At 62.5% G+C, this 23,661-nt stretch carries 17 protein-coding genes; 13 read left to right on the top strand and 4 right to left on the bottom strand.

From position 1 onward, the window contains the following. Positions 1-259: 259 nt before the first annotated feature. The 8 genes from A7X65_RS38375 to A7X65_RS38345 all read left to right on the top strand — a co-directional run bounded on the left by A7X65_RS38375 (position 260) and on the right by A7X65_RS38345 (position 6,529). Positions 260-1,882: a type II and III secretion system protein family protein gene (locus A7X65_RS38375; RefSeq protein ID WP_063694601.1), complete on the top strand. Its 1,623-nt coding sequence runs from the start codon at positions 260-262 to the stop codon at positions 1,880-1,882. A gap of 12 nt (positions 1,883-1,894) precedes the next feature. Continuing rightward, on the top strand, positions 1,895-2,293 hold the full coding sequence (locus A7X65_RS43460) for a hypothetical protein (RefSeq protein WP_245324060.1): 399 nt from the start codon (positions 1,895-1,897) through the stop codon (positions 2,291-2,293). Between the two features lie 127 nt (positions 2,294-2,420). After that, positions 2,421-2,888, top strand: coding sequence for a tetratricopeptide repeat protein (locus tag A7X65_RS38370; RefSeq protein WP_245324059.1), 468 nt, complete (start codon positions 2,421-2,423; stop codon positions 2,886-2,888). A 107-nt stretch (positions 2,889-2,995) separates the two neighbouring features. Continuing rightward, positions 2,996-3,526 carry a hypothetical protein gene (locus A7X65_RS38365; protein ID WP_245324058.1) on the top strand — a complete coding sequence of 177 codons (531 nt, stop codon included), beginning with the start codon at positions 2,996-2,998 and terminating at the stop codon, positions 3,524-3,526. 211 nt (positions 3,527-3,737) lie between these two features. Beyond that, complete coding sequence (locus tag A7X65_RS38360) at positions 3,738-4,724, top strand: hypothetical protein (protein ID WP_063694599.1); 987 nt, start codon at positions 3,738-3,740, stop codon at positions 4,722-4,724. Between the two features lie 708 nt (positions 4,725-5,432). After that, complete coding sequence (locus tag A7X65_RS38355; protein WP_063694598.1) at positions 5,433-5,732, top strand: hypothetical protein; 300 nt, start codon at positions 5,433-5,435, stop codon at positions 5,730-5,732. A 6-nt stretch (positions 5,733-5,738) separates the two neighbouring features. After that, positions 5,739-5,981 carry a PilZ domain-containing protein gene (locus A7X65_RS38350; RefSeq protein ID WP_063694597.1) on the top strand — a complete coding sequence of 81 codons (243 nt, stop codon included), beginning with the start codon at positions 5,739-5,741 and terminating at the stop codon, positions 5,979-5,981. 257 nt (positions 5,982-6,238) lie between these two features. Then, complete coding sequence (locus A7X65_RS38345; protein WP_063694596.1) at positions 6,239-6,529, top strand: hypothetical protein; 291 nt, start codon at positions 6,239-6,241, stop codon at positions 6,527-6,529. A 107-nt stretch (positions 6,530-6,636) separates the two neighbouring features. On the opposite strand, the gene A7X65_RS42345 is transcribed toward A7X65_RS38345, so the two are convergent. Further along, on the bottom strand, positions 6,637-6,996 hold the full coding sequence (locus A7X65_RS42345) for a hypothetical protein (RefSeq protein WP_145662697.1): 360 nt from the start codon (positions 6,994-6,996) through the stop codon (positions 6,637-6,639). Positions 6,997-7,193: 197 nt separating this feature from the next. Between A7X65_RS42345 and A7X65_RS38340 the strand changes: the two genes are divergently transcribed. Then, complete coding sequence (locus tag A7X65_RS38340; protein WP_063694633.1) at positions 7,194-7,409, top strand: hypothetical protein; 216 nt, start codon at positions 7,194-7,196, stop codon at positions 7,407-7,409. Between the two features lie 13 nt (positions 7,410-7,422). Here the strand turns inward: A7X65_RS38340 and A7X65_RS43455 are convergent, their stop codons facing one another. After that, a complete protein-coding gene (locus A7X65_RS43455) occupies positions 7,423-8,583 on the bottom strand; it encodes a hypothetical protein (RefSeq protein WP_245324056.1) in 1,161 nt (386 codons plus the stop codon). A gap of 110 nt (positions 8,584-8,693) precedes the next feature. Here A7X65_RS43455 and A7X65_RS38330 point away from each other — a divergent pair, with 110 nt between their 5' ends. Then, a complete protein-coding gene (locus A7X65_RS38330) occupies positions 8,694-8,966 on the top strand; it encodes a hypothetical protein (protein ID WP_082885207.1) in 273 nt (90 codons plus the stop codon). Positions 8,967-8,991: 25 nt separating this feature from the next. On the opposite strand, the gene A7X65_RS38325 is transcribed toward A7X65_RS38330, so the two are convergent. Then, entirely contained in the window at positions 8,992-9,426 is a 435-nt protein-coding gene (locus A7X65_RS38325) for a hypothetical protein (protein ID WP_245324055.1), read from the bottom strand. Between the two features lie 652 nt (positions 9,427-10,078). Between A7X65_RS38325 and A7X65_RS38320 the strand changes: the two genes are divergently transcribed. Together A7X65_RS38320 and A7X65_RS38315 are read left to right on the top strand one after the other, a co-directional pair. After that, positions 10,079-10,588, top strand: coding sequence for a hypothetical protein (locus A7X65_RS38320; RefSeq protein ID WP_063694594.1), 510 nt, complete (start codon positions 10,079-10,081; stop codon positions 10,586-10,588). 112 nt (positions 10,589-10,700) lie between these two features. Further along, positions 10,701-11,075: a hypothetical protein gene (locus A7X65_RS38315; RefSeq protein ID WP_156528438.1), complete on the top strand. Its 375-nt coding sequence runs from the start codon at positions 10,701-10,703 to the stop codon at positions 11,073-11,075. Positions 11,076-11,130: 55 nt separating this feature from the next. On the opposite strand, the gene A7X65_RS38310 is transcribed toward A7X65_RS38315, so the two are convergent. Further along, positions 11,131-11,559, bottom strand: coding sequence for a hypothetical protein (locus A7X65_RS38310; RefSeq protein ID WP_063694592.1), 429 nt, complete (start codon positions 11,557-11,559; stop codon positions 11,131-11,133). Between the two features lie 238 nt (positions 11,560-11,797). On the opposite strand from A7X65_RS38310, the gene A7X65_RS38305 reads away from it, so the two are divergent. Beyond that, entirely contained in the window at positions 11,798-23,608 is an 11,811-nt protein-coding gene (locus A7X65_RS38305; protein WP_063694591.1) for a DUF5801 repeats-in-toxin domain-containing protein, read from the top strand. Positions 23,609-23,661: the final 53 nt, after the last annotated feature.

Raw genomic sequence — 23,661 nt, 5'->3', positions numbered from 1 at the left:
CGGGTTCCACAAAGTGGTGCTCGTGGGCAACATTTGGCGACTTTTTCGCGGATTGACGTGGGATATGAGGGCTCTCGCCTTGCAGCGGAAGCGCCAGGGGGACGATGATCGCAACGCAGGGAGTCTGAGGGGATAAACTCAGCCTGACGATTTTTACGTAGACGATTTGTGCAACCCCCGGGTGTCGTTCGGGGAAAGTCGTTTGCCCGCCAAGTGTGCATTGCGGGATGGCCGCGGATCGCGGTGAGGGGGACTGGGAATGGGTGGCGTCCGCATTTCGACCCAGGGGAAGGCGAAGCTCGCGGCCGTGAGCGCGCTGCTGCTTGGTGCCGTCCTTGTCGGTCCCTGCGCTAACCGTGCCGACGCGGCCGATCGGCGGAGCTCCGGCGGAGGCGTCTTCGTCAGCGAAACGAGCGACGTCCAGCGGGTCAAGGTCACCGTCAACAAATCGCGCACCTTCAGGGTCGAAACGCCCTTTTCCACCATCGTCGCGGGCTCGACCGACATCATCGACGTGAAGTCCCTGAGCGATCATCAGATCTACATCCAGGGCAAGCAGCCCGGCACCACCAACGTCATTCTGCTCGATTCCTCGATGAAGCAGATCGGCATCCTCGATGTCGAGGTCACGATCGACATCGGCAATTTGCAGCAGAACATTCAGTCCTCGACCGGCATCCGCGGCATCCGCGTCACGGCCTCCGAGGGACAGGTGATCGTGAGCGGAACGGCCCCCGACGCGGTCGCCGCCCAGCGTGCGATTGAGATCGCGACCAGCACCGTTCCGAAGGGCAGCGTCGTCGTCAATGCCATGAGCGTGACAGGACCGCAGCAGGTGATGCTCGAGGTGCGTTTCCTCGAGGTCAACCGGTCTGCCGGGCGCGAGCTGGGAATGAATCTCTATGGCGCCAATGCCAGCGGATCGAACATTGGCAATACCGGGCTCGGAGGAGCCACTTCCATCAATCCCGCCAGCGGTCGCGTGCCGACGCCAAACATGGGGCCGCCTCCCGGCTCGATTCCTCTGCTCGGTACTGCGGGGACGTTGGCGGCGACGGCAACGGGAGCGGCCGCCGTCCCGTTTGGAAGCCTCCTGACCAGCATCCTCCGAACCAGCAGCGGCGCTTCGATCGATCTGCTCGTGACTGCACTGGAGACGAAGGGTCTGGTGCGTCGGCTTGCAGAGCCGAACCTGATGGCACTGTCGGGTGAATCAGCGCGGTTTTTGGCTGGTGGCGAATTCCCGGTGCCGGTGGCTTCGACGGCGGGCACTGCCGGCCTGGTGCCGACTGTCACCATCCAGTTCAAGACGTTCGGTGTTGAGCTGGGCTTCGTCCCTACGGTGCTTTCGCGCGGCGTGATCAATCTGCGCGTCGAGCCGTCCGTCAGCGAACTCGATTTCACCAACGCGGTGACGATCGCCGGGACGACAATTCCGGCCCTGAGCAGCCGCAACGCCCGCACCACGGTCGAATTGCGTGACGGCCAGAGCTTTGCCATCGCGGGTCTGCTTCAAACCCGTAACCGGCAGGATATTTCGCAATTGCCCTGGATCGGGTCGGTGCCGGTGCTTGGCACACTGTTTCGTTCCTCGTCCTACCAGCAACAGGAAACCGATCTCGTCATCATCGTGACGCCGCGCCTGGTCGCGCCGGCGGCGCCCGGCCAGCAACTGGCCTCGCCGCTGGATTCGCGCATGCCGGCCAACGACGTCGATTTCTTCCTCAACGGCCAGATGGAAGTGAAGAAGCGCTACAACGACTACGTCAGTTCTGGTGGTGAGCTGAAGGGACCGTATGGCCACATCATCGCGCCCGAAGCGCGCCTGCCCGCGCCGCCGGCGGTCGTGACCGACCAGCCCGTCGTCAAGACACTCAACTGAAGGAGGACCGTTATGACATGCACGACGTTACTCGCGGTCTTCACGCTCGGGGCTTGCAACGGCCTGGCCGGCAATGACGAGATGGACCGCTACTTTCAGCGGTCCGATACCATTACGCTGAGCGCCGGCGACGCCAAGCAAGTCAATGCCGTCACCCACACGATCCATCCCTGGCCGAGAGGTGTCGGCGATCGCAGAATCGTTGTTCAGGCGACGAAGACCGACCGTGCCATCACGCGTTACCGTAGCGGTACGCCACCGCGCGATCCGCTGCCGGCGTTCGGCGGAACCACGCCAGCAGATGGGCATCCTCCAATAGGCACTGCCGGCGCAACAGCGGCGGTCGTGGACGCAGGCGGCAGCGTCGTTCAAGGTACGGGTGCCGCCCTCGCAGGCGCAGGCATCCGATGAGTTTGATGGTTGATTTATTGCCGGTGCTGCGACGGGGATAAAGGTTATGAGGCGCCTTCTTCTATGGCTGGGCTGCGCATTGCTGGCCACAGCCTTGGCAGCTTGCGAAACGGTGCAGGAAGCCACCGTGCGCGACGCTGCCGTGGTCGCGCCCGTTGCTCCCGCCGGTCCTGACCCCGTGCAGGAGCCCACCGACGTCAAATACTATCCCTCCGACGAACCGACGCGGATGGGCCTGGAACACTTCAACCGCGGCAATTACGGAATCGCCAATCGCTATTTCAGGGACGCCGTCGAGAAGGCGCCGAAGGACGTGACGGCCTGGATCGGCCTTGCAGCAAGCTACGATCGGATCCGCCGCTTTGATCTTGCCGATCAGGCTTATGCGCAGGCGATCCGCCTCGGCGGCGAAACCGTGCAGGTTCTGAACGACCAGGGCTATTCCTACATGCTGCGTGGCAACCTGCATGCGGCGCGACGGAAGTTCGAGAAGGCATACTCGCTGGATCCCGGCAATCCGGTCATCGCGAACAATCTCGAGCTTCTCAACGGCAGCCGCCGGTTCATCGAGAGGCCGCCGAACAATCAGCCGTGAATCATAAACCGGATTTTATGCCTGTTTCGGGCTGATCTAGCCCACCCCGGCGCGTTCCAGTGGAACCCTTAAGACAAGTTCAACGTTTTTAACGTATGGCTTGTCACATGAACCGGCTGTTTAAATTGCAATTTCTCGGGCCGTTGGCACTTTTTGCCGCCACGCTGAGCGCCGAGTTGGCCGCCCGCGCGCTCGAATATGCGCCGAGCTCCGAGATACTCTGGTTCATCAATCTCAAGCTGTTCGGCATCTTCCAGCGCAGCGACGCCTATCTGAGCTACTTCGTCAGCGTTGACGGGTTTCAGCTGTTCGGGCTTGCGCTTCCGATCTTCGTGCTTGCCTGCCTCGGGCTCGTAGCCAGGTCGCGGCCGCTCTTCACGATCGCAACGCATCTGAGCGCGGCCTACGCCGTTTTCCTGGTAGCATCCTGGCAAGTCGGTATGCCCACCCTCAGGCAGGCCTCGCTTGGAACGATCGCCGTCCCGTCGGGTGGCCTGTTCGTGATGGCCACCATCCTTGGCACCTGCATGTTGTCCTTTGCGATCACGCATCTGCTCTATTTCCGTGCAGTTCACCATGAAATCGGAGCCCTGGTTCGTCGGTTGCGAAGAGCTCGCATCGTCCACGAGCCCAACTAATTCATCGCAGAACCCTTTGGCGCGACGGCATTTTGCGTCTCGCGTTGAGCATTGATCGAAGCTGCGGGTCGTGAATCACGACCGTGCCCCGGACGAGATGGTCGAGGATCGACGGCGCTCGATCTTGACAAGCATCAAAGCAGAAATAACGATCCCGCCCCGTCGCGTTGAGACGGACCGCACTTGGTTCGGGTTTGGCCGAAGGTAGCGAATGAGTACAGATAAGTTGCAGGCGTTGAGCGATACCATTGCCGGCATACTCAACGAGCCGCCATCACGTGCCACTTATTTCGACCCTGAGCCTCATGACGAGGCGGCGGCCGGCGAACGCGCCGCAAAGGCCTTTGACGACCTTGCGCATGGCATTGACGCTCCGAAGGGAAGCTTCGGAAAGCTGAGCTCCCGCGATGCCGGCATTTCACGACATCCGGCGCCTGAAGTGCAAATTGAAAGCCCGCGCAGAGCTTCGGACCACGTCAATGTTGCGGCGGGCCCGGGACAACCATCGAAGCTGGAAGCCGCAAGCCTCCAGCGCGACCCGCAGGCACCGGGCGTCGACATGGTTCGCCCGGCTGTTTCGGGCGGTCGGATTTCGCTGCGCCGCTGGGGTGTGTTCGTCCTGGCGGCGATCGTGCTGGCTGCCGGACTTGGTGCCGCTGCTGTTGTCTGGTTAAGGCCGTCCGGAGACGCCGCGAAGGCGAATTCGCAAGCCTCGCCTGCGATCGCGGCTGTGTCAGCGGCTTTACCGCCAGAGTTGGCGCCGTTGCTGCAGTCGATGTCGCACGATCTCGCAAGTCTGAGAGGAGATATCGAGCAGCTCAGGCGTGGTCGCGAACAGATGGCTCGCGACAGCGCGAACTTTGGCGAACAGCTCAGGGCCAGCCAGGATCAATTGGGCCGCTCCGTCGCCAGGCTTTCCGATCAAGTGAAGGCCGGTCAGGAATTGGCGGAGCGCGACAATGCGAACGCAGCCGAGCAGATCAAGGCAGTCAGGGATCAACTGATCCGTCTGGAGCAGAATGCGGCGCCCAAGAAGCTCGCGCCTCCGCCGCCGCGGACGGCAGCTCCCGCTGCGCCGGCTCCCGCCCCAACGGCCTCATCGCCGCAGGCCGCAACGCAGCCGGCGGCCGCAAAGCCAAAGCCGACGCCGACTCGGGCGGCTCCGCCAGCGGCCATGACCGCACCGCCTGCGCGTTGACCAGAGGTTCCTCTGGTGGGCCGGGCCGTCCTGGCGCCCTAGACCGACTTCAAAATATGGCAGTATGGCTCACCGTAGTAGAACGGAATCCACATGGCACTTCAGTACCGATAGGTTTGCTGATGCCGGGGCTGGCATTTCATCACGGACAATCATTTCAACCGGCAAGGGGCCGCTCTCTGAGCGGCCCCTTTCAGTTTGCGCAGGCGGAAGACTGAAAGGAAGCCCGCCTCCGGCAAAAAGGCGGTGGAGGCGGGCCAAGGACGTTCGCGGCGCCGTTCGACCCGGGGCTGGCTAGGGCTCCGTCGCTCGCGATGGAACCGTAGCATCATGGAACCCGGCGTGAAAACCCGCAGGACTACCGGGATCGTAAATCGAGTTAAGTCAGATTTACGATGGCTAGGGTTGTTTTACGATCGTAAATTCAGCCAGGGGCAGAGGTGTCGGGCGCGTTCAATCTGCGTTTGCGTCCCGAGCAGTCGCAGCGGGGAATCGGTTGCGATTTGCCGAAATCCGGCAGGCTCATTAGCGCTTCTTGAATTTTTGTCCTGCATGATCGAGGCGACGCGCAATTTCTGTGCGTGCTTCGGCCGGTGGCCGAGCGGTGCGTGATTTGGTGGGAAGCGTCTCGCGCCGGCGCGCCTGATTTGTCAGGCCGCCAGCGAGCGGCGACTCGATTGAATTTTCAAACCCAGATTTCGACCTGATATGTCTGATTCACTACCGCCCGAAAAACGTGGAACGGCACGCGTCGAGTTCTCGCGGGGCGTCGATGTGCACATGGTGGCCATCGACGGGACCTGGAGCCGTCAATGTCAGATGACCGACGTGGCCGAAGCCGGCGCGAAGCTCAAGGTCGATGGATCGATCGAGGGGCTCGCGCTGAAGGAGTTTTTCCTGCTGCTCTCGACGACCGGGGCGGCCTTCCGCCGCTGCGAATTGGCCTGGATCAACGGCGACCACATCGGTGTCCACTTCCTTCGCGGCAATAGACCGGGCAAGGGGTGAGTTGTCATGGAGGAGCGTCGCAGGCAGCAGCGCGCGACAGTCGACGAGGTCGCCTACATCGCCGGCGATGGATCCAGCATGCGATGCCGCGTCGTCAGCCTCTCCGACCTCGGTGCCGCCATCGAGATGACGGACAAGGTCTATGTCAGACCCCGCATCAAGCTCATGCTGGAGAAGGACCGCATTATCCGGGATTGCCGTGTCGTCTGGTCCAGCGGAAATCGTATCGGCGTCGAGTTCATTGATTGAGGATCGCGGGTGGCCTCATCCCGGCGAGGCGTGCGGCGTCGAAAGAGGGCTGCTCAAGCCGAAATCAGAAGTCGCGCCGGTGACCAGGTCGGCCGAGTCCCCCCGCTGATCACGGTTTATCGGCAGCTTTAATCCTTAAAGATCAAGATTTAGGCTTGCATCAGGGGGTGGCTTGGACAACTGTGACGGAGTCATAGACATATTTTAGTCTGGATTAACGAGAGTATTTCCGTCGTATCAGTTTTTGGGTTTTTCGAATGAGAACGCTGTTGATCATTGTCAGCATTTGGTTGCTGATTAACGTTCTCTTTGTCGTCGTGATGATCCCTCCGCGCAAGCCACGGAGGGCGAGCATCGCCGGCAGGTCGGGCGAGGCCACGCCGGCCATTGCCGGGATGAACTCGAGCGCGACCGAAACCCGGGACGAGAGCGTTTCGTTACGGCATCTCGTCATCGCAATTGCGCTTGGCGTCTTCTTCTCTTTAACGCCGCCCCTGCTTGAAGCCTACGATGCGATCAAGAAGCTGGTCAGCAAGCGCCTGCCTTGATCGAAACAGAGCACGGGCGGTCCTGAAGCGGGCGCGTCGGCAGGGGTGACATGCCTTCAGGGCCCGCGCGGCGTCGCCGCCGCACGGGGAAGGCTCAGCCGACCGGCTCACCAATATTGGTTGATGCGATACGGGCGGGGATATTGGCCGCGGTAGTAGATGATTCCTGGTCCGGCGACCGGCCGGTGTCGAAAGCGCGAGTTGGAGAGGTCGACGGCAATCGCTCTTACATCGTGACCCACGAAAACGGGATATTCATAAGTGAAGCCGTGGCCGTCGTCGGCAACGGGTCCATACTGTCCATAAAACGACGGCCCCTGGCCGTAGCCAAACCCCCACGCATTTTCGACGGTGGGAAGGCCGCCCGTTCCCATCCGCGTTCCGCCAGCCAGAGCCGATCCTGATGTCGTGAGGGCGCCGATCCCAACAAGGGCGGCAGCCGCCACGATGTATGAAGTACCTCGCATCGCGTTTCTCCTCTCAAATCAGATGTCAGAAACAGGAATAGGCAGCTGAGCCTACTCGCTCTCGCGTGGCAGCGGTAGCGAATAGGAAAGCACGCTTTGCGGCGAGTTAGCAGCTGCAAAAACGATAAAACTTGCCTCGGTTAATTGGTTCGCTAGTCTTCGTTACTTTCGAGATCGCTATTTTGCAGGGGCTTCGGGTGACAAACGATACCGCTGTGTTTGATGCGTTGCGCTTCGATCCGCAACAAGGGCAGATAGCGACGGGGAGAATAGGTACGCGCGAGGCCATTCTTCGAGACGGCCTGCTTATCGATCCATCCACGCTCGCTTATTGCCCGCATCAATGGATAGATGGCCGCGGCTACCTCGACCTCGATCTGACGAGACAATTTCCGTACTCGCTGGCGCTCTGATGAGCCGGACGGCTCAGTTCGGACCAAGGACGGCGTCGATCTGACGGCTGTCCCTTCTGACGATGAGGATGGCTCCATTGCGGATCGCGAATCTCGCGCCGAGCAGTTTGGGCACCTTTTCCGTGATCGGCGATGGGAAGGGTATTGTCGCTCCGGCGATCGGATCGCCAACGGCTGGCGCCGCGGTGGAAGTGCCGGTGCCGGGGGCGGGTTTGATATAGTCGCGAATGACCTGAATCTCTTCCCGTGACAAAGCGAGAGGAAGCGCTTGCTGCGCCGGATTGTCTGCTGTTCGCTTGTTCCGTTCCTCTCGCGCCTTGTCTTCGGCCTGCCTTGCTTTTTCTGCCTGATCGAACCGGGACAGCCGCTCTTTCAGCGGCGACAGCTCTCGCTGCAGCGAGGAGATTTCCGTCTGGAGCGACCTGATCTGTCGTAGCGCAATCACGGCGCCGGCGCAGATGATGACGACCAGCAGGCTGACGAGCGTAATCACGATTCCATTGACGCGCGCACTCTGGCCGACCGTCCGCGCTTTCGGCAGATCCTCTTCAAGGTGCCGCCGCCATAGGACAGCCAGGCGATGCAGCGGCCGGGAAACTGCGTCGAATATGCGGGTTCGCCAGTCGCTATGGTCTGGCGCTGGATTCGGCTCGCGTGACGTAAGGCGGGGGGCCGGTGCCGATGGCGCGGGCGCTGCGGCTGGCCGCATTGCCGGTTCGGGAACAGCAGCGCTCTCATCCAGGGCCGCCGAGCTCGGCTGCTCCACTTGCATCGGTGCGCCGTCTGTCGTGGGAATATGCGAACCCTGGGAGGAGAGCGGCTCGGTATCCTCGCGGAGATCGAGATTGAGCATCCTTGAGCGCACTTCAGCACCAATCAGATGATCAATGATCTCAAGCGAATTCGACTGAGGCGACGAGCGATGGGGCAGGGCCTCGATGACCGAGCGGCCGGCCTCGGTGATCTCCAGGCTGTCGCCATCCACGATGGCAAGGCCGGCCTCAATCAATTCGATTCCGGCCGATACCTGTTGTTCTATCCGGCCCTGGATCTCGCCATTCTCGTCATGTGCCTGCAGTTGCCGCTCGAGCTCGGCAAACGCAATCCGTCCGTCTGGACGACTCGCAAGTGCAGCAAGGATGGCGAGATTGGCTTGCACGGCGACCACGATCATCAGACAGGACGCCAAGGCAGGCGAAACGAGCGCGCAACCCGGCGCTCAACTATTCGCCCACGAGGCCCTTGATTGGAAACTCCCGCTTTGGCACTGTCGCGCATTCGCGCGTGAAGATCGAGGGCAACATGCCAAAATTGCTGGCCGCAACTGCCGTTTCCCTGACAGTTATGTTCGTTTCAAGCGCCGCTTACAGCGGTCCTTATCCGTTCGGAGACGAGCCCTATCGTCTGGGCTTCGGTCCCGAACCGCAGATTGATGCCGGCTGCTGGAAATGGAACTGGCAGCAGTATCAATGGAATAATTACTGCCCGGTCTATGTTCAGCCCAAGGCCTATCTGCATCCGAGGTCGCAGGGAGCCGTGCTGCGCACCAAGGGCTGATTCAGTTCGCCTCAGCTTCCTCGCCCTAGCGGGCGAGGGTGCAGGCGACTTGGCTGTGCTTGCCGAAGTTCAGCAGGGCATTCTCGCGGAAGCCGTCGAGCCAAATGCCCCGTCCGGCGTAGCGGTACCCCACGCCCATTGGAACCAGCCGAACATGCGCGCCGCCATGGCGTCCGGTGTGCAGGGATGCCGTGACGACCTCACCGGCCACCGAGACCGCAATCGGGCAAAGCGGATATTGCCGGCCATTCTCGCAGACAAACACCAGTTCGCTGCAATTTCCGACCGCTGCGGGCCCCGAGGTCATCAGGCCCAGATCGGCCGCGCTGGCTTGGCTCGTACCGACTGCCAGACTCAAAAAGGCCGCTGCCCAAAGAAGTCCGTTGAATCTGCTCCGCATCGCAGCCCCCAATAGCGAGAAATATTCAGCTAAAAGAGCAAAAATGGCATCAAAGGTCAATCTGCACGGCTTCCTTTGCAACGTGTGCAGAACCCGTTCGCGGACCAGGATTCTGGCGCTCTGCGTGAGGACTGAGGATTTGCCGCGTTCCGCTTTTCAGAAGTCGTTTGCGGTCGGCAATGTTGTCGGCGAGGCACCTGTCCAGGCGAGGCGGCGGCGTCGCGCAAAGCTCGGGATAAATCCGGTTTAGCTTTCGCGTACGCTAATCCCGGGCTTCGCGAGCGCCCACCCCTCCGCCTCCGTGCTTTTGCGGTCGCGCCGGGCTCGCTGGGCGCCAGCCCCCGCTCTATTTAAATACCGCCTGCGCGCAGCCGCCATATTTGGCCGTTGTGATCTCCGCGCGACCGGGCCTGCTCACTGTTACCGAAATGCCGCGCTCGCCAGAATTAATGTTCGTGAATTGCCGTTTTTACCCGGTAGCTGATCTTCCGTAATGGTGCGTGGTTGACCGGCCGTCCGATGGCGTGACAAGAAGTCGCGCGGGGAGCAGGGGTAGTCACGCGCGATTCGAAAACAGCCGGTCGGGCAAGGTGGGTTTTCCGTAATTTAACGGATCTCTCGCATTGTTAATGTTTGCTTTACGACGGTGCCTGAACCTGAGGCGGTGCTTTTCGACTGTGCAGGCTTTTCCTTGGGGCGCAAGCGAGCAGGTATGGAGACCATGACCACAGGCCGTCGTTCAATCCTTGCGACCTCTTTCGTCCGTTGTGCCGCTCTGGCGCTTCTGATCACCATAACCACCACTGCAGCCAAGGCTGATGAATTCCAGGGGCCGACCTTCCGCAAGGGTCTTTGGCACTTCGTCCGGACGCTCGACATGGTCGCTCATCGCAAGCCGAAGCACCGTTTGCTCGAGCGGGAATTGACGGCCTGTGTGGATCCGACCGTCTCGATGAAGGCGACCTTCGCGTCTCCCTCGGTCGGCAGTTGTGTCTCCGCGAGACCCGAGAAGAAGAACAATCAATACACTTTCGCGAACCGTTGCGACTTCATGGGCCCCGTCAGCACGGTGATCACGGTTCATAGCGAGGAATCCTACACGGAGCAGAACGAGCTCAGTGAAGGGCAGGTGCCGCGGGTCGAGTTGGTCGTGGCGCATCGGATCGGCGATTGTGGTGCAGGAGCAGACCTGGGGGCGGGCGCAAAGACGCTCTCTCACTGACGCAGCATCGCCGCAAGATGGCTTGCGGCGGTTTCCGCGCCGCAATAACGGCAGGCCCTTGCGCGGACCCGGCAGACGCGGAAATATCTCCGCGTTGGGGATGAGGCGCGTCATGAGGCTGTTGACCGGGATCGTCTGCTGTGCGGGGCTGTGCGTCCTGATTGATGCTGCGGGGGCTCAGGTCGCTGGACCGCCCGCTGCGCAGCCCGGCCTGGGCGAGCTGGTCAAGATCGACTCACTTCAAACGATGCGACGATCTGACAGTTACGGAATCGCCAGCTTCGTGCTGTCCAACGGCACCGACAAGAAGATCGACAGCGTCGAACTGACTTGCTGGATGGATGACGACCGGGAGCGTGCCACCAAGGTCCTGGTGTGGGCCAACCAGCCTGTGCCGGCGCATGCGAGTTACCAGTTCAAGAACGTCAACATCGGCGTGGTCGGACTGAACTCGCGCAGCCAATGCGAGGTCACGCGGGTGGACTGAACCGGTCGACCACGGGCGCAGAATGTTGGCGCCGAGCCCGCAATGATATCGTGCTTTAGATCTTTTGGCCGCCCGCTCCAGCGACGTTGACCGTGATCTTTTGGATCTCGGTCCGTCCGCCGGGATACTTCACCTCGATGGTCAGCGTATCGTCGCCGACAAAGTCTGGAGGCGATTTGTAGAAGGCCACGTAAGCCGGCACCTCCAGCGCCAGGCAGGCCTTGTAGTTGGTCGCCTTCACCTTACCGGGCTTTACGACGACCTTTCCCGACGTCGGGGAGGTTGCCAGTCGGATGGTTGGCAGCGGCCCCGAGGTGCAATCGGGTCTGACGTTGATGTAAAGCCCGATCTGGGTGTCCTTGTTCGGCTGGGCCTTAACCGTGCGTTCGACCGTCTGGGCCTCTGGCGCCGGCGGGTTTTGAGCGGCGGCGGCATGCAATCCGAAAGATCCGGCCAGCACGGCTGTTACCAGTAATTTCCTCATCCCTTGCTCCAGCTGCCGCCTGTTGGGCCTGGAGCGACATGCGTCAAAACGACGTTCATCTGGTCCGTTTTGCGACATATCGCGACCGCGCGGTCTCCTTTACCACATCCTGATCGAAAGTATTGATTAACCAAATAGTTTTCTTGACCCTTGTCGGGGTTAACAATAGCTTAAAGGTACAGTTCGACGTAAATTTCCTGCAATTTTTCAATTCACGTTCTTTTGGCGGAGAGATTTCATGAATGAGCAATTTCGGATTGCCCAGGCTACTGGTGCCGGAAATTCGAACAACGCCTCGCCGCCGCGCATCTTCAAGCTCACCAAGCCATTCGCAGATCAGGCAGTCGTTTTAAACCTCGGTTATGACCAGAAGGTTCAAGTCGACTTTTCGGCTATTGCGAACGAGAAGATTACGCTCGTTCATGTCGGCGAAAAGCTGATCATTCTTTTCGACAATCACTCGACGGTGACTGTCGAGCCGTTCTTCGACTCCCGGCACGATCAACTCGGCAATCTCACTATCCAGGTCGCGCCAGGCCGCGATCTCTCCGTCGCCGAGTTCGCCAGCGCCTTCCCGATCATCAACGATCCCTCGGCAGCTTCGGCCGTTCTTCCCGCCGCCGGCGACTCGCTGGGGCAGAACAATGCTCAGGCGAGCGGCGCGAACTTCAGCCCGTTCACGGTCGATCCGCTGCCGCCGGTCGGCACCAATACGCTGGCGCCCCAGGAGGACCTGCCGACATTTCAGACCATTCCCCCGACTGGCTTTGTTCAGCAGCCGACGACCCCGCCGGCTCCGACGATCTCGCTGGGCACGCTGCCCGAGCTGGTCCTCGATGAGAGCTTCCTGACCTCCGCCACGAACGGAATTGACGGCTCCACGCCTGACGCGTTGAGCACGGTGATTTCGGGTATTTTGCCGGTCACGCTCAATGTGCCGGGCGGCCAGCAGTCGCTGACCTTCGCGCTGTCGATCAGTGCGTCGGGCGTGGACACCGGCCTGATCGATTCGCAGACCGGGAATCACGTGTTCCTGTTCCTGGAGAGCGGTGTCGTGGTCGGCCGCGAAGGCAAGGACGCGGCGACGGCGGCCAGTGGCCCGCAGGATTTCACGCTGTCCGTGGATTCCAGCGGCAAGCTGACGCTGACGGATCTGCGCTCGGTGCATCAAGGCTCGGGCGAGGATGGCGATATCAGCGAAGGCATACATGTGCCTGCCGGTCTGATCTCGTTGACCGCCACGGTGACGGACAACAGCAACCAGAGCACGAGCGCGAGCGTCGACGTTGGCCCGCATCTGACATTGCAGGACGACGGCCCGTCGATCCACGTCGTCCTGGATGGCGAAGGTGAGGGGCAGGTACTTACGAACCTCGTCGTCGACGAGAGCAACCTCACGGCTGTGACCAACGGCATCGAGGGTTCGATCCACAACGGCATCAACTCGGCGATCGGGTGGTTCGGCGGTATCTTCCAGGCGAACTCGGGTGCGGACGGCGTGGCCGATTCGGAACATCCGATCAGCTATGCGCTGTCGATCGGTCCTTCCGGGACGAGCGGCCTGGTGGATGCGCAGACCGGCGAAGCTGTCGTGCTGCTGATGAACGGCACGACGGTGGAAGGTCATACCGCGGCGAGCAACCTGCTGGTGTTCACGCTATCGGTCGACAGCAGTGGCTTCGTGACGTTCACGGTCGACCGCTCGGTGAAGGAAGCCGACGGCACCAATCCGGATACCAACGAAGGCATCAGCCTCTCCGACGGCGCGGTGACGCTGACGGCGACGATCACCGACAATGACGGTGACACGGCCACCGCGGGCATCGACATCGGCAGGCAGGTGACGTTCCTGGACGACGGTCCGTCGATCCAGATCGTTCTGGAGGGCGAGGAGCGGACGCTTCCGAGCTTGATCGTCGACGAAAGCAACCTGCAGGCTGCAACCAACGGTGTCGACGGTTCGATCCACAACGGCAACAACACGGCGAGTGCGTCGTTCGGCAGCATTTTCCTGGCGGAGACCGGCGCGGACGGCGTGCCGGACCCGCAACATCCGATCAGCTATGCCCTGTCGATCGATACCTCCAAGTCGAGCGGCCTGGTGGACGCGCAGACCGGTGAAGATGTCGTGCTGACGATGAACGGCACGACGGTGGAAGGCCATACCGCGTCGAGCAACCTCTTGGTGTTCACGCTGGAGGTCGACAGCGACGGCAATGTGACGTTCACGGATAACCGCTCGGTGAAGGAAGCCGACGGCACGGATCCGGACACCAACGAAAGCATCAGCTTGGCCAGCGGCGTGGTGACGCTGACGGCAACGATCACTGACAATGACGGCGACTCGGCGGACTCGAGCATCGACCTCGGCTCGCGGGTGAAGTTCCTGGACGATGGTCCGACGGCGCACATTGCGCTGAACGGCGAGGCGACCCTGATCGTCGACGAGACCGACGGTGTTGGCGCTCCGGGCGAGGTCGATCCGGTCGGCGGCAACCTCGGCACGAACACGATCCTTGGTGCGTCGCTCTTCACCAACACCTCGGAGTTCGGGGCCGACGGCGCTGCGAGCACGACACCGACGGTCTATTCGCTGACGCTGCTGTCGTCGGTGTCCGGCTTGACCGACACGGCGACCGGCAACGCGATCACACTGTTCCTCAATGGTGGCGTGATCGAAGGTCATGCCGGCACGCTGAGCACCGATCCGCTGGTGTTCACGCTGTCGATCGACGCCTCGACCGGCGACACCACGATGACGCAGTTCCGCGCCGTCGTGCATGGGACGGAGACTGATCCGGACACCTCGGAAGCGGCAACGCTGGCCGACAACGCGGTCGGTGTGACCGTGACGGTGACGGACAACGACGGCGACTCTTCACATGACACGGCGAACCTGAACGGCGTCGTCAAGTTCCTGGACGACGGTCCGACGGCACACATCGCACTGAACGAATCGCCGACTTTGATCGTCGACGAGACCGACGGTGTGGGCGCTCCTGGCGAGGTCGATCCGGTCGGCGGCAATCTCGGCACGAACACGATCCTGGGCGCGACGCTGTTCACCAACACCTCGGTGTTTGGCTCTGACGGCGCTGCGTCGGCGACGCCGACGGTGTACTCGCTGTCGCTGTTGTCGACGGTGTCGGGCCTCACCGACACGGCGACCGGCAATGCCATCACGTTGTTCCTCAACGCCGGCGTGATCGAAGGTCATGCCGGTACGCTGAGCACCGATCCGCTGGTGTTCACGCTGTCGATCGACTCCTCGACCGGCGATACCACGTTGACCCAGTTCCGTGCGGTGGTGCATGGGACGGAGACTGATCCGGACACCTCGGAGGCGGCAACGCTGGCCGACAATGCGGTCGGCGTGACCGTGACGGTGACCGACAAGGACGGCGACTCCTCGCACGACACGGCGAACCTGAACGGCGTCGTCAAGTTCCTGGACGACGGTCCGACGGCACATATTTCGCTGAACGAATCGCCGACCCTGATTGTCGACGAGACCGACGGTGTGGGCGCTCCTGGCGAGGTCGACCCGGTCGGCGGCAACCTCGGCACGAACACGATTCTGGGCGCGACGCTGTTCAACAACACCTCGGTGTTCGGCTCCGACGGCGCGGCGAGCACGACGCCGACGGTGTACTCGCTGTCGCTGCTGTCGACCGTCTCGGGTCTGACCGACACGGCGACCGGCAATGCGATCACGCTGTTCCTCAACGGCGGTGTGATCGAAGGCCATGCCGGCACGCTGAGCACCGATCCGCTGGTGTTCACACTGTCGATCAACTCCTCGACCGGCGACACCACGCTGACCCAATTCCGTGCGGTGGTGCACGGGACGGAGACTGATCCGGACACTTCGGAAGCGGCGACGCTCGCCGACAACGCGGTCGGCGTGACCGTGACGGTGACGGACAAGGACGGCGATTCCTCCCACGACACGGCCAACCTCAATGGCGTCGTCAAATTCCTGGATGACGGTCCGACGGCACATATTTCGCTTAACGAATCGCCGACCCTGATCGTCGACGAGACCGACGGTGTGGGCGCTCCGGGCGAAGTCGATCCGGTCGGCGGCAATCTCGGAACGAACACGATCCTGGGCGCAACGCTGTTCACCAATACCTCGGTGTTCGGCTCCGACGGCGCGGCGAGCACGACGCCGACGGTCTATTCGCTGACGCTGCTGTCGACGGTGTCGGGCCTGACCGACACCGCGACCGGCAATCCGATCACGCTGTTCCTCAACGCCGGCGTCATCGAAGGCCATGCCGGCACGCTGAGCACGGATCCGCTGGTGTTTACGCTGTCGATCAACTCCTCGACCGGCGACACTACGCTGACCCAGTTCCGTGCCGTCGTGCACGGGACGGAGACTGATCCCGACACTTCGGAAGCGGCGACGCTGGCCGACAACGCGGTCGGCGTGACCGTGACGGTGACGGACAAGGACGGTGACTCCTCGCACGACACCGCGAACCTCAACGGGGTCGTCAAGTTCCTGGACGACGGTCCGACGGCACACATCGCGCTGAACGGCTCGCCGACCCTGATCGTCGACGAGACGGACGGCGTTGGAGCTCCTGGCGAGGTCGACCCGGTCGGCGGCAACCTCGGCACGAACACGATCCTGGGCGCGACGCTGTTCACCAACACCTCGGTGTTCGGGGCCGACGGCGCTGCCTCGGCGACGCCGACGGTCTACTCGCTGTCGCTGCTGTCGACGGTGTCGGGTCTGACCGACACGGCGACGGGCAATGCGATCACGCTGTTCCTCAATGCTGGCGTCATCGAAGGTCACGCCGGCACGCTGAGCACCGATCCGCTGGTGTTCACGCTGTCGATCAACGCATCGACCGGCGATACGACTCTGACCCAGTTCCGCGCCGTCGTGCACGGGACGGAGACTGATCCCGACACTTCGGAGGCGGCAACGCTGGCCGACAACGCGGTCGGCGTGACCGTGACGGTGACGGACAAGGACGGCGACTCCTCGCACGACACCGCGAACCTGAACGGCGTCGTCAAGTTCCTGGACGATGGTCCGACGGCGCATATTTCGCTGAACGAATCGCCGACCCTGATCGTCGACGAGACCGACGGTGTTGGCGCCCCGGGCGAAGTCGATCCGGTCGGCGGCAACCTCGGTACGAACACGATCCTCGGCGCGACCCTGTTCAACAACACCTCGGTGTTCGGCTCCGACGGCGCTGCGTCGACGACGCCGACAGTCTACTCACTGTCGCTGCTGTCGACCGTGTCCGGTCTGACCGACACGGCGACCGGCAATGCCATCACGCTGTTCCTCAACGGCGGCGTGATCGAAGGCCATGCCGGCACGCTGAGCACCGATCCGCTGGTGTTCACGCTGTCGATCAACTCCTCGACCGGCGACACCGCGCTGACCCAGTTCCGTGCGGTGGTGCATGGGACGGAGACTGATCCCGACACCTCGGAAGCGGCGACGCTGGCTGATAACGCGGTCGGCGTGACCGTGACGGTGACGGACAAGGATGGCGACTCCTCGCACGACACGGCCAACCTCAACGGGGTCGTGAAGTTCCTGGATGATGGTCCGACGGCACACATCGCGCTGAACGGCTCGCCGACCCTGATCGTTGATGAGACGGACGGCGTTGGAGCTCCGGGCGAGGTCGACCCGGTCGGCGGCAATCTCGGAACGAACACGATCCTGGGCGCGACGCTGTTCAACAACACCTCGGTGTTCGGCTCTGACGGCGCGGCAAGCACGACACCGACAGTGTACTCGCTGTCGCTGCTGTCGACGGTGTCAGGTCTGACCGACACGGCGACCGGCAATGCGATCACATTGTTCCTCAACGGCAGTGTGATCGAAGGCCATGCCGGCACGCTGAGCACCGACCCGCTGGTGTTCACGCTGTCGATCAACGCATCGACCGGCGATACCACGCTGACCCAGTTCCGCGCCGTCGTGCACGGGACGGAGACTGATCCCGACACTTCGGAGGCGGCGACGCTGGCCGACAACGCGGTCGGCGTGACCGTGACGGTGACGGACAAGGACGGCGACTCCTCGCACGACACGGCGAACCTCAACGGGGTCGTGAAGTTCCTCGACGACGGTCCGACGGCACACATCGCGCTGAACGGCTCGCCGACCCTGATCGTCGACGAGACCGACGGTGTCGGCGCTCCGGGCGAGGTCGACCCGGTCGGTGGCACCCTCGGCACGAACACGATCCTGGGCGCGACGCTGTTTAACAACACCTCGGTGTTCGGGTCCGACGGCGCTGCCTCGGCGACGCCGACGGTCTACTCGCTGTCGCTGCTGTCGACGGTGTCTGGTTTGACCGACACGGCGACGGGCAATGCGATCACGCTGTTCCTCAATGCTGGCGTGATCGAAGGCCATGCCGGCACGCTGAGCACGGATCCGCTGGTGTTCACGCTGTCGATCAACTCCTCGACCGGCGATACGACTCTGACCCAGTTCCGCGCCGTCGTGCACGGGACCTCGTCCGATCCGGACAGCTCGGAAGCGGCGACGCTGGCCGACAACGCGGTCGGCGTGACCGTGACTGTGACCGACAAGGATGGCGACTCCTCGCACGACACCGCGAACCTGAACGGCGTCGTCAAGTTCCTGGACGATGGTCCGACGGCGCATATTTCGCTGAACGAATCGCCGACCCTGATCGTCGACGAGACCGACGGTGTTGGCGCCCCTGGAGAAGTCGACCCGGTCGGCGGCAACCTCGGTACGAACACGATCCTCGGCGCGACGCTGTTCAACAATACGTCGGTGTTCGGATCTGACGGCGCTGCTTCGACGACGCCGACAGTCTACTCACTGTCGCTGCTGTCGACGGTGTCTGGTTTGACCGACACGGCGACGGGCAATGCGATCACGCTGTTCCTCAACGCCGGCGTGATCGAAGGCCATGCCGGCACGCTGAGCACCGATCCGCTCGTGTTCACGCTGTCGATCAACGCATCGACCGGCGATACCACGCTGACACAGTTCCGCGCCGTTGTGCATGGGACGGAGACTGATCCCGACACCTCGGAAGCGGCAACGCTGGCGGACAACGCGGTCGGCGTGACCGTGACGGTGACGGACAAGGACGGCGACTCCTCGCACGACACGGCCAACCTCAATGGCGTGGTCAAGTTCCTGGATGACGGTCCGACGGCACACATCGCACTGAACGGCTCGCCGACCCTGATCGTTGACGAGACCGACGGCGTTGGCGCACCGGGCGAGGTCGACGCGGTCGGCGGCAATCTCGGCGCGAACACAATCCTGGGCGCGACCCTGTTCACCAACACCTCGGTGTTTGGCTCTGACGGTGCTGCGAGCACGACACCGACGGTGTACTCGCTGTCGTTGCTGTCGACGGTGTCCGGTCTGACCGACACGGCGACCGGCAATGCGATCAAGCTGTTCCTCAATGGCGGCGTGATCGAAGGACACGCCGGCACGCTGAGCACCGACCCGCTGGTGTTCACGCTGTCGATCAACGCCTCGACCGGCGACACCACGCTGACCCAGTTCCGTGCCGTGGTGCATGGAACATCGTCCGATCCGGACAGCTCCGAGGCGGCAACGCTGGCCGACAACGCGGTCGGTGTGACCGTGACGGTGACGGACAAGGACGGTGACTCCTCGCACGACACGGCGAACCTGAATGGGGTCGTCAAGTTCCTGGACGACGGTCCGACGGCGCACATCGCGCTGAACGGCTCTCCGACCCTGATCGTCGACGAGACCGACGGTGTGGGCGCTCCTGGTGAAGTCGACCCGGTCGGCGGCAACCTCGGCACGAACACGATCCTGGGCGCGACGCTGTTCAATAACACCTCGGTGTTCGGGTCCGACGGCGCGGCGAGCGCGACTCCAACGGTGTACTCGCTGTCGCTGCTGTCGACGGTGTCCGGTCTCACCGACACGGCGACCGGCAATGCGATCACGCTGATCCTCAACGGCGGCGTGATCGAAGGTCATGCCGGCACGCTGAGCACGGATCCGCTGGTGTTCACGCTGTCGATCAACGCCTCGACCGGCGACACCACGCTGACCCAGTTCCGCGCCGTGGTACACGGGACCTCGTCCGATCCGGACAGCTCCGAGGCGGTAACGCTGGCTGATAACGCGGTCGGAGTGACCGTGACGGTGACCGACAAGGACGGCGATTCCTCGCACGACACGGCCAACCTGAACGGCGTCGTCAAGTTCCTGGACGACGGCCCGACGGCACACATCGCACTGAACGGCTCGCCGACCCTGGTCGTCGACGAGACCGACGGTGTGGGCGCCCCGGGCGAGGTCGATCCGGTTGGCGGTAACCTCGGTACCAACACGATCCTCGGCGCGACGCTGTTCACCAACACCTCGGTGTTTGGCTCTGACGGCGCGGCAAGCACGACACCGACAGTGTACTCGCTGTCGCTGCTGTCGACGGTGTCAGGTCTGACCGACACGGCGACCGGCAATGCGATCACATTGTTCCTCAACGGCAGTGTGATCGAAGGCCATGCCGGCACGCTGAGCACCGACCCGCTGGTGTTCACGCTGTCGATCAACTCCTCGACCGGCGACACCACGCTGACCCAGTTCCGCGCGGTGGTGCACGGAACATCGTCCGATCCGGACAGCTCGGAGGCGGCGACACTTGCCGACAACGTGGTCGGCGTGACCGTGACGGTGACCGACAAGGACGGCGATTCCTCGCACGACACCGCGAACCTGAACGGTGTGGTCAAGTTCCTGGACGACGGTCCGACGGCGCACATCGCGCTGAACGGCTCGCCGACCCTGATCGTCGACGAGACCGACGGTGTGGGCGCCCCGGGTGAGGTCGATCCGGTTGGCGGCAACCTCGGTGCGAACACGATCCTCGGCGCGACGCTGTTCACCAATACCTCGGTGTTCGGCTCCGACGGTGCGGCGTCGACGACGCCGACGGTGTACTCGCTGTCGCTGCTGTCGACGGTATCGGGCCTCACCGACACCGCGACCGGCAATGCGATCAAGCTGTTCCTCAACGGCGGCGTGATCGAAGGTCATGCCGGCACGCTGAGCACCGATCCGCTGGTGTTCACGCTGTCGATCAACTCCTCGACCGGCGACACCACGCTGACCCAGTTCCGTGCGGTGGTACACGGGACCTCGTCCGATCCGGACAGCTCGGAGGCGGCGACGCTGGCCGACAACGTGGTCGGCGTGACCGTGACGGTGACCGACAAGGACGGCGACTCCTCGCACGACACGGCCAACCTGAACGGCGTCGTCAAGTTCCTGGACGACGGTCCGACGGCGCACATCGCGCTGAACGGCTCGCCGACCCTGATCGTCGACGAGACCGACGGTGTCGGCGCTCCGGGCGAAGTCGACCCGGTCGGCGGCAACCTCGGCACGAACACGATCCTGGGCGCGACGCTGTTCACCAACACCTCGGTGTTCGGCTCCGACGGCGCCGCTAGCGCGACGCCGTCGGTCTACTCGCTGTCTCTGCTGTCGACGGTGTCGGGCCTCACAGACACGGCGACCAACAAGGCGATCACGCTGTTCCTCAACGGCGGCGTGATCGAAGGTCATGCCGGCACGCTGAGCACCGATCCGCTGGTGTTCACGCTGTCGATCAACTCCTCGACCGGCGACACCACGCTGACCCAGTTCCGCGCGGTGGTGCATGGGACCTCGTCCAATCCGGACACCTCCGAGGCGGTGACACTTGCCGACAACGCGGTCGGCGTGACCGTGACGGTGACGGACAAGGATGGCGACTCTTCGCACGACACGGCCAACCTCAACGGCGTCGTCAAGTTCCTCGACGACGGCCCGACCATCGCGGTGTCGACCACGGCACCGGCGGACGCTTTGGTGGTCGACGAGACCAACCTTGCGATCAACGCGACGGCGAACTTTGCCGACAACTTCACGGTGGTCAGCAGTTACGGTTCTGACGGCCCCGGCACGATCGCGTCGACCTATACGCTCGCCGTCAAGAGCGCGAGCGTGGACTCCGGCCTGATCGACGTTGCGACCGGGCAGCACATCCTGCTGGTGATGAACGGCAACACGGTTGAGGGTCATGTCGGTGCGACGCCGACGTTGGCCTTTACGGTCACCGTGGATGCCGCCGGCGTTGTGACACTGGATCAGATGCGCGCACTCAAGCATCCGAATGCGTCCGATCCGGACGACACGGTGACGCTGACCGCGGCGGACCTGATCACGCTGACACGGGCCGACACGATCACGGACAAGGACGGCGATTCCGCCAACAGCTCGTCGAGCATCAATATCGGCCAGGCGCTGACGTTCCATGACGATGGTCCGAGCACGATTTCTCCGGACTACGCCATTCTGAACAACAGTATCGGCGCGAGCTTTACGGGATACCTCGACGTCGACCACAACATCGACAACAACGTCGGGGCCGATCAGCTTGGAACGATTTCATTCGCAAACATCACGAATGGCGACTTGGCGATCGGCGTTGTAAACGGGAGCAACGCAACTCTCACCTCCGGTGGCCAGAACATCCACCTTTACCTCGTGGACAACGACTCCAACCCGACTACCCCGCTTCAACTTCAGGGCTGGGTCGGGAGCGCTCCCGGCGGGGGCGGCACCGAGGTGTTTGCCGTTACGTTGAACCCGGATGGCAGCCTTGCCACCAGCAACGATCAGTACACGATGCAGCTGTTCGCTCAGATCGGAGCGACCGAGACCCGAACGATCAACGACTTCTCGGCCCTTGGTCAGAACACGCAGCAGTTCAAGGCGTTGGACGTCGCCAATACGACTCAGGACCTGCTGTTCTCGGGCTATGTGCAGCAGTCCAACGGATCGTCGAACGCGTCGGGCGGAAGCTCCGTGTCCGCAAGTACGACGGGCATCGGCGTCGCCAACAACTCGATGAACGACGGCGACAATCTGCGAATTGATTTCGTCAACAATGCAACGGTCACGAACGGGAACAACAACGAATACAACTATACGACGCACTACAACATCAACGACTTCCAGTTCGGTATCGTTCAAGTGAACGGCAGCCCGCCCGCCGATTCGATCGAAGTGTGGGTGCGGATCTACAATGCGAACGACGACACGTCGGGCAACAACACGGCCACGGATTCCGCCCATCTCGCCGATGATTCTCAGCTCAACACGATCACGGGAATTCAGGTGAACGGGGTCAACGTCAATCTGGCGTCACTGACCACGGACGGGAATGGTGGCTACCTGGTTACGGGACTGGACCTTCACGACACCGTCCTGGTGCACTCGTCGGGCACCGGTTACGACCGGATCGAGATCGAGAACGCCCTGCAGACACCGACCTTCAATAACCCTGCGCTCAACGGCGAATCGTTCGACATCGGCACGTTCTCCTATGTGACGACGGCGACAACCATCCCCAACGTCAGCATGTCGTTCGACGTGGCTTTGACGGATGCGGACGGCGACAGTTCGACGAGCAGTCTCGGGATGACGTTGGTATCGCCGGGGACGCTGTTCAACGATTACTCCGCTTCCGGAACGGGAGTTACGGCCACGGTAGGCGATGCGGCGGATCCACAAGCCAACATCAAGGGATCCAACTTCAATGATACCTTGACCGGGAATTCGGCCGCCAACGTCCTGTCGGGCGGTCCGGGCGACGATACCCTGCGGGGAATGGGAGGCGATGACGTCCTGATCGGTGGCGCTGGCAACGACAAGTTCGTGCTTGAAGCCACGGCGGCCCTCAACGGCCACGATACGATCGCGGATCTGCAGAGCACCGACGGGATCTTTGTCGATGTCGCCAGCCAGGCCTTGACGATTGGCACGGCAGCGTCGATCTCTGCCGCGCAATTCGTCTCGTCGAGCGCGGGAGTGCCGAACGAAGCGTCTGCCGGAGCGTGGAACGGGTCGGCGAACAGCTTCTTCTTCAACAACACCACGCACGAACTTTGGTACTCTGCAAACGGCACCGGTACGGACAAGGTCGACCTGGCCCATGTCTCGACCGGCATTCCGACTGCAGCGGCCGTTCATACCTTCTGACGCGACTGCCGTTGCAGACACGCGCTCTGCCGGTTGACGTTGGATGATGCGAT

The organism is Bradyrhizobium stylosanthis (assembly GCF_001641335.1).
Classification (GTDB): Bacteria; Pseudomonadota; Alphaproteobacteria; order Rhizobiales; family Xanthobacteraceae; genus Bradyrhizobium; species Bradyrhizobium stylosanthis.
The sequence above is the reverse complement of the archived record's forward strand: the minus strand, read 5'-3'. Positions and strand labels throughout refer to the sequence as shown.